A 15865-nucleotide genomic window follows, 5' to 3' on the forward strand; every position below is an offset into this window, starting at 1 on the left:
TACTCCCCAACAATCAGGGGGAGTAGGGGGTATGCGAGGGGGATCGAGATATGTGCAACTTCACATTAAATTGGTATTACATCATTAGGTTATTCGTCCCAGACTGTATCCTCAATCGGTAAGCAAACTCGGAGAAGTCAGCACAAAGACATCCCTGGTTCCCACTCCTTCAGATTCCGGTTTAATCGGCGTAGTAAAGTGGAAAAACTCGTGGTCGTTAACTAACAGCAATTCTCCCGGATGCAGAATTTTATTAAAAACAGGCTTCTCTCTTTTAGCCAAGTACAAATGCGTTTCCCCGCCTACAATATTAGTTCTGTCCACCGAGAAAATTCCGATAAAGTCAGTACCGTCTTGGTGAATGCCTTCCGGTGCGGGGTTGCCGAAATTGTTTGGTGAACAAGTCGTCCTGATTTGATGGATGCCGATTTCAGCTTCCGGGTGAATTTTGCAGGAATCGAAAAAAGCAAAAATCATCTGTTTGAAATTATCGAGGGCAATTAGTCGATCGTCCAATTCGGCAAATTCCCGCCTGATATCACCCACTAGCGGATTGTATGTTTTGCTTTGAAACAAATAGCCGTGAGGTAACTTAACTAACTCATTTCCGTTGACTGCAAACCGCGATAATCTTCTCGAACGATACTTACCTTTCACATACGGATCGACAGGCATATCGTCAAAAAATTCCTTGAAACCTTCTAGCTTAATCGAGTTTACTTTTTTGAAAGTAAACATGAAAGCATAATCCAAATGAATGGATTCTAATACGGTTTTCATAGATTTTACTCCCTGAAGCCTTGCTCCCCTCCCTAATTTTGCCGGGAGGAGGTGTATGCTTCTACTCTAGCGCAGGTTTTTTGTATGTGTCGTAAAAGACACTACAAAAATTGCAAAGATATCGTAAAGCTTGCAAGATGAATCCGGGGCTGGTTCTTCTTTTAATCCAAAATCCCCAATCTAAAATCTAAAATCTAAAATCTAAAATCTAAAATCGATTGACTGCTTTCACCAGCGACTGACAGGCCCGCAGGAAAACGGCAACATCGACCCCAAGTGCGACGTACTGAACGCCAGCATCAATCCACTGCTGGGCGATTTCGGGGTTTTCGGCAAAAGTACCGGCGGCTTTGCCTGCTTTGCGGATGGTTTGCACTGCCTCCTGCATCATGTCGATGACGCGGGGATCGCGGACTTGGCCGGGAATGCCGATCGACTGCGACAGATCGTAAGGCCCCAGAAAAATCACGTCAACCTCTGGCACAGTAACAATTTCTGCCAGGTTGTCGATGCCAGCTTTGCCTTCGACATGAATCACAACTAAGGATTCTTCGTTGAGTTTGTCGGTGATATTTGTACCTGCGGCGGTGTAAAGTCCCGCCCGCGTAGCGAAGGAAAGGCCTCGCGTGCCCAGAGGACTGTATTTAGCGCTTTTGACAGCGGTTTCGGCATCGATTTTGCTTTCAATTTGAGGTACTTGAACGCCTGCACTGCCGATGTCGAGAGCTCGTTGAATTTGCGGCCCGTCGTTTTTGCGGACGCGAATAATCGGTGCAATTCCAGTGCAGTCGGCGGCGCGACACAAATCTTCAGCAGCAAGCGGGTTCAGGGGCCCGTGTTCCATATCGATAACCGCAAAGTCGAATCCAGCGTGACCGCATATTTCTATGAATGCGGGATAAGCGCAGTTCATAAATAAACCGAGGACTGTTTCGCCTTGTTTAATTTTTTGTTTCAGTTGGTTTTGACGCATGGGTAATCCCGGAAAATTGAGTTTTTTTTAGCGCAGATGAAGCCAGATTGCTTTTAATAATACAGCTAAAATATTGTCGTAATGAATTACTTTAGGTTAACAGAATAGACAAAAATTTTGTAGCTGCTTTTGCTTCTCTCTTAAAGGGAATCAAGCACAAAAGCCAGCCAACAATAAACATTCCTAAGATTGGTAAAAATATGGCTCCCACGGATGGTTCTACTAACCAAGCAAATAAAGCAAACATTCCAATACTGCCAGTTGTCCACAGCCAAAGAATCAGAAGTCCTATAACTGTTTTATGTAAACTCATCCTAATTTTGATGGAACAACCGAATTGTTGAGTATGTATATCTCCTTGTATAATTGGGAACAATAAATGTCTCCCGATGATGATGCGATTGATTTTGAAGGTTTTGCCAGAAATCGTTCCTTCATAGGGTTTCGCAGGTGGCGGCCCAAAGGGTATAATTATTCTAAAAACTTTTGGAGGAGTAACAACTTCGTCCAACCTGCGTAAAACTTCCGAATAAGTCAAACTGGTGGTAATTGTTAAACTCTCAAAAGGAATAAATAACCTAAAAAATTTGACTATTTTGAGCATAATGTTCATCCGGCTGTTCAATAGTTGTTGCTGGTATTAATGCCTCTTCTCTAAAAAAGTTTTCCCTGACAACACCGCGAAATACCAGTATACTGCAAAATAAACATTTAGATGGGATGAGTGTTTTTCGCGCTATGTCAAAATTAATTCCACAATCTCCGATGAAACTTCGACAGTATCTATTTTGGCTCAAAGGTCGATCGATCCTTAGCCTCACCCTCGGCATAATTTCCGCGATTGGGAACATTTCGCCAGTATTTGCCGCACCGGGTCGCAATCCAGACAATGCAGAAACTTGCGACATTCTAGTAGCAGGCGGCGGGCTTGCAGGCGCTGCTACCGCTTACGAAGGTTTGCTGGCAGGGCGCACAGTTTGTCTCACTGAAATTACTGACTGGGTAGGCGGTCAAATTTCCTCCCAGGGAACTTCCGCACTCGATGAAAGAGATACTCAGCGATCGCTCTTATTTTACCCCCGTGGCTACCTAGAATTGCGGGAGCGGATCAAGGAACATTACGGCCGGCTAAATCCCGGAGGCTGTTGGGTTAGCTATTCGTGTTTCATGCCCTACGACGGTCACAAAATTCTATTTAACATCTTGCAGGATGCCGCTAGAAAAGGCAAAGGCACGCTGAAATGGTTTCCCAATACAGTTATTAAAGAACTAGCAATTACTCCTGCTGTGGCGGGGAATACGGTTGGTGGTCAACAAATTAAAAGTGCGATCGCCATTCAACACAAACCCGCCCCCAACACCCCGCCAATCAACACCGAAACTCTTTCTCAGACTATCGAAGATGCCTATCGCTACGAAAATTCTCCGCGATTTAACAAAACTATTATTCGGTTTATTCCTAAAGCATCTGGAACCCCCCCTAACCCCAGAAGGGGGGGGAATTCCACAAGTTCCTCCCTTTCTGGCAGTAGGGGGGGTGCTGATTGGTACGTTGTAGATGCCACTGAAACAGGCGAATTGATCGGACTTGCCGATGTTCCCTACCGCCTCGGAATTGACCCGCGTTCCCCTCTCGAACCTTCCTCAGCCAGCCCCACCGGCGACCCTTACTGCACTCAAGGTTTTACCTACACCTTTGCGATGGAAGCAACGAAGGAACCGCAGCAGCATCAAGTCCCGTCTTTTTATCAACAATACGCTCCTTACTACAGTTACGAATTGCAGAGATTGGCGAGCTTTCCCTTAGTTTTCAGCTACCGCCAAATCAGGAGCATGAGACCGGATCAAAAGCGACCTTCCGACCCGAAGCAATACCCGATTTATCCGGGGGATATTTCGATGCAAAACTGGACTTGGGGCAATGACTATCGTCCCGGCAATTCTCAAGATAATTTAATTTACACTCGCGAGCAGTTGCAAGAGTCCGGTCAACTGCAACCGGGGGGATGGATGGGCGGTTTGCGAACGGAAACTTTGCGAAGAGGAGAGGAAAATGCCAAAGGATTTTTCTACTGGCTGGTAACAGGAACTACTGACTCGCAGCTAGGAGAGGGAGTCAAAAAGCCTAATCCAAACAATCGTTTTTTGAGCGGTTTGGATTCGCCGATGGGGACGGTGCACGGACTTTCTAAATATCCTTATATGCGGGAGGGCCGGCGTATTATTGGGCGGCCGAGTTTCAATCAGCCTCAAGGTTTTACGGTGTGGGAAGTTGATATGTCTCGCACTGACTTTACGGCTGATTTTTATCGCGAGAATTTGTCGGAGGAAGAGTATCGGAAGTTGTGGTTGGCTGTGGGTGGTTTGAATGCGCCGGCTTTGGCTGTGGGAAGTCAATCTGTTGAGGATACAAAATCGCGATCGCGCGCTACGATTTATCCTGATTCTGTGGGTATCGGTCATTATGCGATCGACTTTCACCCCTGCATGACTAACAGTCCGCCGGAAGCACCGGGAAATACCGAACGGGAAGGCACTCGCAAAGGTCAAGGGCAAGCTTATCCCTTCCAAATTCCGCTGCGGGCAATGATTCCTCAGAAAATTGACAATATGTTAGTGGCGGGTAAAAGTATTGCTGTTAGCCACACAGCGGCCGCTGCTTATCGAGTGCATTCTTTTGAATGGTCTGCCGGTGTGGCGGCGGGAGTTACGGCTGCTTTTTCCCTAGAAAAAGGGATTCTCCCTTATGAATTAGTGGACGAATTGCCGTCCCGCGAGCCAAACTTGGAAGTGTTGCAGTTGCGGTTGCAACAAAATGCTAATCCGATCGCCTTTCCGGGTACTTCTATTTTCAATAGTTCGTGGCAAAATTGGAAATAATCGCCATCCCGTAAGTGGCGCACTGCACACACCTACCATCGCGTTGACTTTACCAAGACTTACACAGGCGGGGTCAAAAACCCCGTTTCTGTGGGAGCATCTCATATTTGTAAAAATACTTCTTCTGGCTCCTTCCTTCTTGTGGCTCCTTCCTTCTTGTGGCTCCTTCCTTCTTCCTCTTTCCTTCTGCCTCCTGCCTCCTGCCTCCTGCCTCCTGCCTCCTGCCTCAAAACTCCAATTTCTAGCTTGGCCGCAAAGGTGAGATGCTCCCGTTTCTGTGTCAATATCCCTCAGAAAGAGCGACGATTTTTCGGAGAAACTGGGTTTTTTGCACGGTGTATAATGGAGAGTCAAGAAAATAGTATCTAGAATTATGACAATTTCTGAAGTACAATTGTTAGGTTCCGAGTATTTTCCTGTATTTTTTTTCCCTAAAAATTCGCTCTCGATCTTATAAAAACTATGCCCGATCTTAAATCTTTGCAACTCGACCTTACAGACTGGACTCTTGACCAAGAGGAAGCAGAAGCCGCAATCTGGATCGATAAAGAAACGGATATTCTTGCACTCAACTTATTCAATGCTCAACCCGATATTCCTGCTCCCTGTAATGGAGTTGAAGGCTTGCGAAATCATTTTCGTCAACTAGCCCATGCTCATGGAAGTGGAATCGTTGAGGTTGATGTTGTTCATATCCATAACCTCGCCTGCGGGAGACTGATTATTAAAACTCCTCAAACACCTAGCGGTTGTAGTTATCGAGGTACTATTTTGATCCCCAGAGAAAATTTTAGCTTTGTAATTCGAGTGCAATGCTTAGAGCATGGAGTTACAGGAGGTAAAGAAGTGCTAGTGATGATGGTGGAAGATTCAAACTTGACAATCGAGTCTGTTGGCGAAGAATATTGTGAACATCCAATCTTTGGTCGAGTGCTTAAAACAGGTGAAATGAGGGGATGGGTCAAAGATCCATACGATCCTCAATTTGACAACATAGCACTGTTTAACCTGGCAGATCACCCTAAATACGATGCCCAGTTTCCCGATCACCCCCTCAGTCGAGTGCGTCGAAAATTAACTCACATCATCAATACAGTTCACTTGGGAAGAGATATTCTTGATGCAGCAGAGTTTAGCAATTAACTGAGTTAATCCCCCAGATATCGAAATGGGTCGTTGGATAATTCTGTTGGCACAAGCTGTGAACTAAAACAGAACTAAAAAACCTGAAACAACTAACCAATAACCACTAACAACTAACCAATAACCAATTAACAGCAATTTGTCATCCATCTTTCGATAGAAGCAATCAGACACTGCTTTAGTTGGATAATATCAATAATCTCAAAAATTTTCCCCCCTTCCCCTTCAAACTCGTCAAAGGTAACGGTCATGTCAACTGCACAGATAACAAGCCCCACTTCCAATAATGGTTATGCCAAACAGTTACTCAGAACCTTAGTGGCCGTCAAAAAAGGGGACTTTTCAGTTCGGATGCCCATAGACCAGACCGGTCTAGCGGGGAAAATTGCTGACGAACTTAACGAAATTATCGAACTCAATGAGAGAATGGCGGCCGAACTCGATCGCATCGGCACAGTTGTCGGTAAAGAAGGCAAAATCGCCCAGCGGGCCACCATCGGCAGCGCCGAGGGGTCATGGGCAGCTAGCGTCAACTCTGTCAATACCCTAATTACAGATTTAGTGCAACCAACCTCTGAAACCGCCAGAGTAATTCGGGCCGTAGCAAAAGGAGATTTATCGCAAACCATCGCCCTAGAAATAGAAGACAGACCCCTCAAAGGAGAATTCCTCCAAACAGCGCAAATTGTTAACACAATGGTTGACCAGTTGAGTTCCTTTGCGTCGGAAGTAACGCGGGTTGCTAGGGAAGTGGGAACCGAAGGGAAATTAGGCGTGCAAGCTGAAGTTAAAGGAGTTGCAGGAACTTGGAAAGATTTAACGGATTCAGTTAACTCGATGGCGGGGAATTTAACAGCCCAAGTCCGTAACATTGCTGACGTGACAACCGCTGTGGCAAATGGCGATTTATCCAAAAAAATTACAGTAGATGTTAAAGGGGAAATTCTCGAACTGAAAAACACGATTAACATCATGGTGGATCAGTTGAGTTCCTTCGCATCTGAAGTAACCAGAGTTGCTAGGGAAGTAGGAACCGAAGGCAAATTAGGGGTGCAAGCTGAAGTGCGGGGAGTTGCAGGAACCTGGAAAGATTTAACGGATTCAGTTAACTCAATGGCCGGTAATCTTACCGCACAAGTACGGAACATTGCGGAAGTGACGACGGCTGTGGCAAATGGTGACTTATCTAAAAAAATTACAGTAGATGTTAAAGGTGAAATTCTGGAGTTAAAAAACACTATTAACATCATGGTGGATCAGTTAAATTCCTTCGCATCTGAAGTAACGCGGGTGGCGAGAGAAGTAGGTTCCGAAGGCAAACTCGGCGGCCAAGCAGAAGTTAAAGGAGTTGCCGGAACTTGGAAGGATTTAACGGATAGCGTTAACTTCATGGCAGGCAGTTTGACAGCACAAGTGCGGAACATCGCTGAAGTAACAACCGCTGTGGCAAAGGGCGATTTATCTAAGAAAATTACAGTAGATGTTAAAGGGGAAATTCTCGAACTCAAAAACACCGTCAACACGATGGTTGACCAGTTAAATTCCTTCGCATCTGAAGTAACCAGGGTGGCTAGGGAAGTGGGAACGGAAGGGAAATTAGGCGTACAAGCTGAAGTGCAAGAAGTAGCAGGAACTTGGAAAGATTTAACGGATTCAGTTAACTCAATGGCCGGCAATTTAACAGCACAAGTCCGCAACATTGCTGAGGTGACGACGGCTGTTGCTAACGGTGACTTATCTAAAAAAATTACGGTACAGGTTAAAGGCGAAATTTTAGAACTGAAAAACACCATTAACGTGATGGTGGATCAGCTTAATTCCTTCGCATCTGAAGTAACCAGGGTTGCTAGGGAAGTGGGTTCGGAAGGTAAACTCGGCGGTCAAGCAGATGTCCGAGGCGTAGCAGGAACTTGGAAGGATTTAACGGATTCAGTTAATTTTATGGCTGGTAGTTTGACCGAACAAGTAAGGAATATTGCTGCTGTTACAACTGCTGTGGCTAATGGCGACTTGTCGAAGAAAATTACTGTTGATGTTAAAGGTGAAATTCTGGAGTTAAAAAACACCGTCAACACGATGGTGGATCAATTAAATTCCTTCGCTTCTGAAGTAACCAGGGTTGCTAGGGAAGTGGGAACCGAAGGGAAATTAGGCGTGCAAGCTGAAGTTAAAGGAGTTGCCGGAACCTGGAAAGATTTAACGGATTCAGTTAACTCGATGGCGGGTAATTTAACAGCCCAAGTCCGTAACATTGCGGAAGTGACAACGGCTGTGGCAAATGGCGACTTGTCTAAGAAAATTACAGTAGATGTTAAAGGGGAAATTCTCGAACTGAAAAACACGATTAACATCATGGTGGATCAGTTGAGTTCCTTCGCATCTGAAGTAACCAGAGTTGCTAGGGAAGTGGGAACGGAAGGTAAATTAGGTGTGCAAGCTTATGTGCGGGGTGTAGGGGGAACTTGGAAAGATTTAACTGATAATGTTAACTTGATGGCGGGGAATTTGACGGCACAGGTGCGGAATATTGCGGAAGTGACGAAAGCGGTGGCAAATGGGGATTTATCCAAGAAAATTACCGTTGATGTCAAAGGCGAAATTCTTGAACTGAAAGACACTATTAACGTGATGGTGGATCAGCTTAATTCCTTCGCTTCTGAGGTAACGCGGGTGGCGCGGGAGGTGGGAACTGAGGGTAAATTGGGCGGTCAAGCTGAGGTGAAAGGAGTTGCGGGAACTTGGAAGGATTTAACTGACAATGTAAACTCGATGGCGGGGAATTTGACCGCGCAAGTGCGGGGTATTGCTAAGGTTGTGACGGCGGTGGCGAATGGCGATTTGAAGCGCAAATTAATGCTGGAAGCTAAGGGAGAAATTGCGACTCTGGCCGATACGATTAACGAGATGATTGATACGCTGGCGACGTTTGCCGATCAAGTTACTACAGTGGCGCGGGAAGTGGGAATTGAAGGGAAATTGGGCGGCCAGGCGAAGGTTCCGGGTGCGGCAGGGACGTGGCGAGATTTGACGGATAATGTGAATGAATTGGCGGCGAATTTGACTACTCAACTGCGGGCGATCGCCGAAGTGGCAATTGCTGTTACCAGAGGCGATTTAACGAGGTCAATTTCCGTCGCCACTGAAGGAGAAGTTGCCATTGTTAAGGACAACATTAACCAGATGATTGCCAATCTCCGGGAGACGACGCAGAAGAATACTGAGCAAGATTGGCTGAAAACAAACCTCGCTAAGTTCACTCGAATGCTACAAGGTCAGCGGGATTTAGAAACTGTTTCTAAACTAATTCTATCAGAATTGACGCCGCTGGTATCGGCTCAGCATGGCGTATTCTTTATGATGGAAGCTGTGGAACACGATCCGTTTCTCAAACTGTTAAGTACCTACGCATACCGCGAACGCAAACAGTTAGGAAACCGATTCCATTTAGGCGAAGGTTTGGTAGGACAGTGCGCCCTGGAAAAGGAACGAATCCTGTTGACTGAGGTGCCGGAAAACTACGTTAAAATTGGATCGGGCCTGGGAGAATCTACGCCGTTGAATGTCGTGGTTTTACCCGTACTATTTGAGGGACAAGTGACGGCAGTAATCGAGTTAGCTTCGTTCCGCCGATTCAGCGAAATACACTTGACATTTCTCGACCAACTTACAGAAAGTATTGCCATTGTCTTAAATACAATTGCGGCGAGTATGCGGACGGAAGAGTTGCTGAAACAGTCGCAGTCTTTGGCAGAAGAGTTGCAAACTCAGCAAAAGGAACTAACGGAAACTAACAAGCGTCTCGAACAACAAGCGCAGTCGCTCCGCGCATCTGAGGAACTGTTGAAGAGTCAGCAGGAAGAGTTGCAACAAACGAATGAAGAATTAGAAGAACAAGCTGAATTGCTAGCGCTGCAAAATAAGGAAGTTGAGCGGAAAAACCGAGATATCGAACAGGCGAGGGGGTTGTTGGAAGAAAGAGCGGAACAGTTGGCTCTAACTTCTAAGTATAAGTCGGAGTTTCTGGCAAATATGTCTCACGAGTTGCGAACTCCGCTGAATTCGCTGTTGATTCTCGCTCGATTGCTTTCTGACAATACTGAAGGCAATTTGACTCTGAAGCAAGTTGAATACACGCGCACAATTTACTCGGCGGGAAATGATTTGCTGGGGCTGATTAATGACATCTTGGATCTCGCTAAGATTGAATCAGGCACGATGTCAGTGGAAATTGAGCAAGTGTTGTTTACGGACTTGCGAGATCATTTGGATCGAACTTTCCGCCAAATCGCCCAGGATAAGAAGTTGAGTTTTCAATTAGAGCTTGAGGCTGGGTTGCCAAAAGGTCTCTATACTGATGCTAAACGGCTGCAACAAGTTTTGAAGAATCTTCTCTCTAATGCGTTTAAGTTTACAGAACGGGGCGAGGTGAAATTGCGTGTCGAAGTAGCGCGGGCAGGGTGGAATTTAGAAATAGAAAGTTTAACGAGTTCCCCTACTGTTTTGGCTTTCTCAGTTAGCGATACGGGGATTGGGATTTCTGCTGAAAAACACAGGGTTATTTTTGAGGCTTTCCAACAAGCTGATGGTAGCACTAGCCGCAAATACGGGGGCACGGGTTTGGGTTTGTCAATTAGTAGAGAAATCGCTAATCTGTTAGGCGGAGAAATTAAATTGACAAGTCGCCCTGGTGAGGGTAGTAAGTTCACGCTTTATCTGCCGCAAACTTACCAAGAATCGCGAATAATGAAGGATACGGGATCGGGAAGGGGCAAGCAAACGGCTCAATTGCCGGCTGCTATTTCTTCCGCAGTTCCTGCGCCGAATTTCCACTTGCCGATCGCCCCTTATCCATCACCGATTATCGCTGATGACCGAGAAAATATTGAGAGTGACGATCGCGTGCTGTTGATCGTCGAGGATGATGTAAATTTCGCTCGGATTCTGTTGGATATGGCGCAGGAACAGGGTTTTAAAGGTTTGGTGGCTTTGCGGAGCGATATCGGTTTGGCGATGGCGCGAGAGTTCAAGCCAACTGCGATTATGCTGGATCTAAATTTGCCTGTGATGGATGGCTGGACAGTGCTCGATCGCTTGAAGCACGACCCAAGTACGCGCCACATTCCGGTTCACATTGTATCAGTTGAAGAAGGGCGGCAGCGCAGTTTGCAGTTAGGGGCGATCGCCTATTTGCAAAAACCTGTTAGCAGCGAAGCTTTGAGCAAAGCTTTGGCTGATATTAAGGGTTTTGTCGATCGGCGAGTCAAGAATCTGCTAGTCGTGGAAGACGACGAAACGCAGCGTCTGGGCATTGTGGATTTAATCGGCAATCACGATGTTTGTACAACGGCTGTGGGGAGTGGTGCAGAGGCGCTAGCAACTTTAAGATCGGGGCATTTTGACTGCGTTGTACTCGATTTGGGACTGCCAGATATGACGGGTTTTGAACTGATCGAGCAAATCAAGCAAGATGCAATTTTAAAAAGTCTGCCGATTATTATTTATACGGGCAAAGACTTGACGAAAGCCGAAGAAACTCAACTCAAGCGGATGGCGGAAACAATCATTGTTAAAGATGTGCGATCGCCGGAACGTTTGTTAGATGAAACAGCTTTGTTTTTGCACCGAGTCCAAGCAGATTTGCCGGAACCGAAGCGCCAAATGCTAGAGCAATTGTATCAAACAGATTCGACGCTCGCGGGCAAAACAGTCTTGATTGTTGACGACGATATGCGGAATATTTTCGCCCTCACAAGTATGCTGGAGCGCCATAAAATGCAAATTGAGTATGCTGAGAATGGCAGAGAGGGCATTGCTAAATTGCAAAATACGCCTGACATAAATATTGTGTTGATGGACGTGATGATGCCAGAGATGGACGGTTACGAAACAATGCAAGCCATTCGTAAAATGCCTCAATTTGCTTCCTTGCCAATGATTGCTCTTACTGCGAAAGCTATGAAGGGCGATCGGGAAAAATGTATCGAAGCTGGTGCGTCTGACTATATTACCAAACCTGTTGATACGGAACAGTTGCTCTCGCTGCTGCGTGTCTGGCTTTATCGATAATGAAGTCAGTTGTCAGTTGGCAGTTGACTGTTGGCAGTTGTCAGTTGGCAGTTGTCAGTTGGCAGTTGTCAGTTGGCAGTTGGCAGTTGGCAGTTGGCAGTTGGCAGTTGTCAGTTGGCAGTTGTCATTAGTCATTAGTCAACAGTCAACAGTCATTAGTCAACAGTCATTAGTCAGCAGTCAGCAGTTAACAGTGAACAGTCAACAGTCAACAGTGAACAGTGAACAGTGAACAGTCAACAGTCAACCGTCAACAGTGAACAGTCAACAGTGAACAGTCAACAGTTAACAGTCAACAGTTAACAGTCAACAGTCAACAGTGAACAGTCAACAGTGAACAGTCAACAATGCCCAATAACCAATTACCAATTACAAATGTCCGAAAGCCATGAACTTGAAACAATCGAAATTCAACTCTTACTAGAGGGAATGTTTCGCTATTACGGATTTGATTTTCGCAATTATGCTCTTGCCTCTCTCAAGCGCCGTATTTGGAACACTATTCGCTCGGAACGGCTCACCACTGTGTCTGCACTTCAGGAAAAGGTACTTCACAATCCTGCTTACCTAGACCGTTTACTGCTGGACATTTCTGTCAATGTAACGGCGATGTTTCGCGATCCCAGCTTTTACATTAGTTTCAGAAATAAAGTGGTGCCGCTGCTGCGTACTTATCCTTTTATTCGGATTTGGCACGCTGGATGTTCAACGGGAGAAGAAGTCTATTCTATGGCAATCTTGCTGCAAGAAGAAGGACTGTATGACCGTTGTCGGATTTACGCTACGGACATGAATGAATTAGTTTTGAAAACCGCAAAAACAGGGATATTCCGGCTGAAACAAATGCAAGAATATACGCAACTCTACCACCAAGCGGGGGGCACGAAAGCGTTTTCTGAGTATTACACTGCTGCCTATGAAAATGCGATTTTTCGGTCTTCACTTAAAGATAATATTGTCTTTGCTCACCACAACCTAGCAACGGATAATTCTTTTAATGAATTCAATGTTATTTTATGCCGTAATGTGATGATTTATTTCAATTCACACCTCCAAGAGCGGGTACACAAGCTTTTTTATGAGAGCCTGGGAATGTTTGGGGTTTTAGGACTAGGACATCAGGAGTCTCTGACTTTTACACCTTATGAAAAATACTATGAACCAATTGAAAGTAGTGATAAAATCTACCGAAGAGTTAAATAAAAAAAATTTTGAAATAGTGGTTGTTGGCACGTCTTTGGGAGGGCTAGAGGCTCTGACTGTGCTGCTGGCAAATCTGCCACCAACCTTTCCTTTGCCTGTAGTTATTGTCCAACACCGCCATAAGAGTTCTCAGAATAGGCTTACTTATTTTTTACAAAAGCAAAGCTCTCTCCAAATCACAGAGGCCCAAGACAAAGAGCCGATCGCACCGGGACGGGTTTACTTGGCTCCTGCTGACTATCACTTGCTAATAGAATCGCCCTCTGAGGAGGAGTTTAGCCTGCATGAAAACGACTTTACAGAATGGGGGGGCGTGGCAGTGGAGTCAACCCATAATTCAAAATCCCCAATCCCCAATGGCGGAGCTCCTACATTTGCACTATCAACTGAGGGCCCTGTCTCCTACGCGCGGCCCTCAATCGATGTGCTGTTTGAGTCTGCTGCGGATGCCTTTGGGGAGAAAGCGATCGGCATAATTTTAACGGGAGCTAATTCGGATGGCAGTAAAGGGCTGGCAAAAATTAAAGCTGAGGGAGGATTGACATTTGTGGAGGAACCGGCTTCGGCCCTATGCGCGACCATGCCAGCGTCGGCGATCGCAAATGTTGAAGTAGACTGGATTTTACCCCTCTCTAAAATCGCTCCCTGTTTAGTCAACTTGCTAAGAATTAAAGATTAAAAAATTTATGAATCTGCAGTCCCCCCATCGAGTAAATGTCCTTTTAGTTGACGATCGCCCAGAAAATTTGGTAGCTTTAGAAGCTATCCTCAACAGCCCCTCTTATCATCTAGTACAAGCTAATTCGGGCGCGGAGGCTCTGAGATGTCTGCTTAATGAAGATTTTGCGGTAATTTTGCTTGATGTGCAGATGCCGGGAATGGATGGATTTGAGACAGCAACATTGATTCGCTCTAGAGATCGATCGCGCTCGACTCCGATTATTTTTATCACAGCATTCAGCAGTAATGACACTCACGTGTTTAAAGGTTATTCTCTGGGTGCGGTGGATTACCTGTTCAAACCCTTGGAACCGGAAATATTGACCTCGAAGGTGCAGGTATTTGTGGAATTGTTCCAAAAAACAGTCGAGGTGAAACAGCAAGCAACACAGTTAGCTGCTGTTAATAGTGAACTAAGTAAAAGTGAAGAGCGGTTTCGCACTTTGTGTGCTTGTTCGCCGCTGGGAATTTACTTAGCTGACGTTGAAGGCCGCTGTACTTACATCAACCCGCGTTGTCAAGCGATTTGCGGGTTAACTTTGGAGGAAAGTTTGGTAGAGGTTTGGCAGCGGGAAGTTCATCCAGAAGATCGCGACCGCGTAGTAGCAGATTGGTTAGCTTGGATTAAAGAAAGCCAGGAATATTCTAACGAGTTTCGATTAGCTGGTAGCGAAACTGTGCGTTGGATTCACGTGCAGTCGTCGCCAATGTTTTCGGATTTTGGAAAACTGATCGGTCACGTGGGCACGGTTAGAGATGTCACAGACCGCAAGCAAGCAGAGGAAGAACGCGGGAGACTAATCCGCGAACAAGTGGCGCGGCAAGAAGCGGAGAGAGCTAACCAGATGAAGGATGAATTTCTAGCTATTCTCTCTCACGAACTCCGCACTCCTTTAAATGCCATTCTCGGCTGGTCTAGGCTGCTTCGTTCCAAAAAATTTGACCAAGACACTATTGAGAAAGCCCTAGAAACAATTGAGCGCAATGCTAAATCTCAAGCGCAACTCATTGAAGATATTTTAGATGTTTCGCGGATTCTGCGGGGCAAACTAAATTTAAATAAGCATCCGATTCGGTTGGAATCTGCGATTAAGCTAGCAATAGATTCTTTGCAGCCGCTGACTGAGGAAAAATCAATAGTCATAGAATTAACGTGCAGTCCCAATGTAGGTGAAGTTATCGGCGATCCCGATCGCTTGCAGCAAATTGTGTGGAATTTGCTGTCAAATGCCATTAAGTTTAGTCCGCAAGAGGGTAAAGTAGAGGTGCGGTTAGAGTCAGTTGGAGATGAGGCTCACATTCAGATAATTGATAGCGGCATTGGTATCGCTCCTGATTTTTTGCCTTATGTTTTCGATCGCTTCCGCCAAGCTGATAGCAGCACAACTAGGTCTTACGGGGGTTTGGGACTGGGATTGGCGATCGTCCGTCACTTGGTGGAACAGCACGGCGGTAAGGTGTATGCAGAGAATAATCCGGGCGAGGGTGCGAAATTTACGGTGGCTTTACCTGTTGCACAGAGGAAGACCCAAGGTGCAGGGGATGCTTGGTCGCCCCTCAATGACGCGACAGAGGTTCTCCCCACTCTGGCTAATTTGCAATTGCTGGTGGTGGATGATGACGATGACACGCGGGAGTTTTTGATTGCTTTACTCGAGGATCAGGGAGCTATTGTGCGATCGGCATCATCGGTGGCCGGGGCTCTAGCTGCACTGGAGAGTTATTGGCCGGATCTACTGCTGAGCGACATTGGAATGCCGGAAGCAGACGGCTATGAGTTGATGGCGCGGGTGAGAGAAATGGAAGTGCTCAGGGGTGGAAAGATGCCTGCGATCGCTCTGACGGCCTACGCGAGAGAGGAAGAGCGCCAGCAAGCGCTGGAAGCTGGTTTCCAGATGCACTTATCTAAACCAGTTGACATAAATAAATTAATTGCCGCAATTGCTAACCTCACAGGAATCCTCGGAAATCCCGATCCAACTCACATCTTGCACGATGCTCAAGAACAGGCAAGATGCCTGTTCCACAAAGATTAGATTTTATTGTGGGGAGTAGGGGTTGGGCAGGAGAGCCCGTCCGTGAAGGCTGATTGACAATAGT

Annotated in this window: 11 protein-coding genes; 7 read left to right on the forward strand and 4 right to left on the reverse strand. The window is 46.0% G+C overall.

The genetic code is table 11. The annotated features are described in order from the left end of the window. Positions 1-111: 111 nt before the first annotated feature. The 3 genes from QUB12_RS19520 to QUB12_RS19530 all read right to left on the reverse strand — a co-directional run bounded on the left by QUB12_RS19520 (position 112) and on the right by QUB12_RS19530 (position 2366). Positions 112-780 (reverse strand): 2OG-Fe dioxygenase family protein, encoded by a 669-nt coding sequence (locus QUB12_RS19520; RefSeq protein ID WP_333140191.1) that lies wholly within the window; start codon positions 778-780, stop codon positions 112-114. Between the two features lie 208 nt (positions 781-988). After that, on the reverse strand, positions 989-1753 hold the full coding sequence (locus QUB12_RS19525) for an aldolase/citrate lyase family protein (RefSeq protein ID WP_333140189.1): 765 nt from the start codon (positions 1751-1753) through the stop codon (positions 989-991). Positions 1754-1844: 91 nt separating this feature from the next. Continuing rightward, a complete protein-coding gene (locus QUB12_RS19530) occupies positions 1845-2366 on the reverse strand; it encodes a hypothetical protein (protein WP_333300254.1) in 522 nt (173 codons plus the stop codon). A gap of 152 nt (positions 2367-2518) precedes the next feature. Here QUB12_RS19530 and QUB12_RS19535 point away from each other — a divergent pair, with 152 nt between their 5' ends. Further along, positions 2519-4633, forward strand: coding sequence for an FAD-dependent oxidoreductase (locus tag QUB12_RS19535; protein ID WP_333140185.1), 2115 nt, complete (start codon positions 2519-2521; stop codon positions 4631-4633). A 101-nt stretch (positions 4634-4734) separates the two neighbouring features. Here the strand turns inward: QUB12_RS19535 and QUB12_RS19540 are convergent, their stop codons facing one another. After that, positions 4735-4917, reverse strand: a complete 183-nt coding sequence (locus tag QUB12_RS19540; RefSeq protein ID WP_333308041.1) for a hypothetical protein — start codon at positions 4915-4917, stop codon at positions 4735-4737. A 178-nt stretch (positions 4918-5095) separates the two neighbouring features. On the opposite strand from QUB12_RS19540, the gene QUB12_RS19545 reads away from it, so the two are divergent. From QUB12_RS19545 to QUB12_RS19570, 6 genes are all read left to right on the forward strand, one after another. Continuing rightward, a complete protein-coding gene (locus QUB12_RS19545) occupies positions 5096-5776 on the forward strand; it encodes a hypothetical protein (RefSeq protein WP_333102014.1) in 681 nt (226 codons plus the stop codon). A gap of 249 nt (positions 5777-6025) precedes the next feature. Continuing rightward, positions 6026-11842: a HAMP domain-containing protein gene (locus QUB12_RS19550; protein ID WP_333308044.1), complete on the forward strand. Its 5817-nt coding sequence runs from the start codon at positions 6026-6028 to the stop codon at positions 11840-11842. Then, positions 11823-12074: a hypothetical protein gene (locus QUB12_RS19555; protein ID WP_333308046.1), complete on the forward strand. Its 252-nt coding sequence runs from the start codon at positions 11823-11825 to the stop codon at positions 12072-12074. The genes QUB12_RS19550 and QUB12_RS19555 overlap by 20 nt, the downstream gene beginning before the upstream one ends. 143 nt (positions 12075-12217) lie before the next feature. Further along, positions 12218-13045 (forward strand): protein-glutamate O-methyltransferase CheR, encoded by an 828-nt coding sequence (locus tag QUB12_RS19560; protein WP_333140179.1) that lies wholly within the window; start codon positions 12218-12220, stop codon positions 13043-13045. Further along, a complete protein-coding gene (locus tag QUB12_RS19565; RefSeq protein ID WP_333308048.1) occupies positions 12999-13724 on the forward strand; it encodes a chemotaxis protein CheB in 726 nt (241 codons plus the stop codon). Before QUB12_RS19560 ends, QUB12_RS19565 begins: the two co-directional genes overlap by 47 nt. Positions 13725-13731: 7 nt before the next feature. Further along, positions 13732-15801: a response regulator gene (locus QUB12_RS19570; protein ID WP_333308049.1), complete on the forward strand. Its 2070-nt coding sequence runs from the start codon at positions 13732-13734 to the stop codon at positions 15799-15801. Positions 15802-15865 lie beyond the last annotated feature (64 nt).

The sequence above is a fragment of the Microcoleus sp. B7-D4 genome (genome assembly GCF_036705125.1).
Taxonomy (GTDB): domain Bacteria; phylum Cyanobacteriota; class Cyanobacteriia; order Cyanobacteriales; family Microcoleaceae; genus Microcoleus.

Coding starts and splice junctions, on each gene's coding strand:
- QUB12_RS19530 (WP_333300254.1), bottom strand. CDS start 2,366: ATGAACATTATGCTCAAAATAGTCAAATTTTTTAGGTTATTTATTCCT.
- QUB12_RS19520 (WP_333140191.1), bottom strand. CDS start 780: ATGAAAACCGTATTAGAATCCATTCATTTGGATTATGCTTTCATGTTT.
- QUB12_RS19550 (WP_333308044.1), top strand. CDS start 6,026: ATGTCAACTGCACAGATAACAAGCCCCACTTCCAATAATGGTTATGCC.
- QUB12_RS19535 (WP_333140185.1), top strand. CDS start 2,519: ATGAAACTTCGACAGTATCTATTTTGGCTCAAAGGTCGATCGATCCTT.
- QUB12_RS19565 (WP_333308048.1), top strand. CDS start 12,999: ATGAACCAATTGAAAGTAGTGATAAAATCTACCGAAGAGTTAAATAAA.
- QUB12_RS19545 (WP_333102014.1), top strand. CDS start 5,096: ATGCCCGATCTTAAATCTTTGCAACTCGACCTTACAGACTGGACTCTT.
- QUB12_RS19560 (WP_333140179.1), top strand. CDS start 12,218: ATGTCCGAAAGCCATGAACTTGAAACAATCGAAATTCAACTCTTACTA.
- QUB12_RS19570 (WP_333308049.1), top strand. CDS start 13,732: ATGAATCTGCAGTCCCCCCATCGAGTAAATGTCCTTTTAGTTGACGAT.
- QUB12_RS19525 (WP_333140189.1), bottom strand. CDS start 1,753: ATGCGTCAAAACCAACTGAAACAAAAAATTAAACAAGGCGAAACAGTC.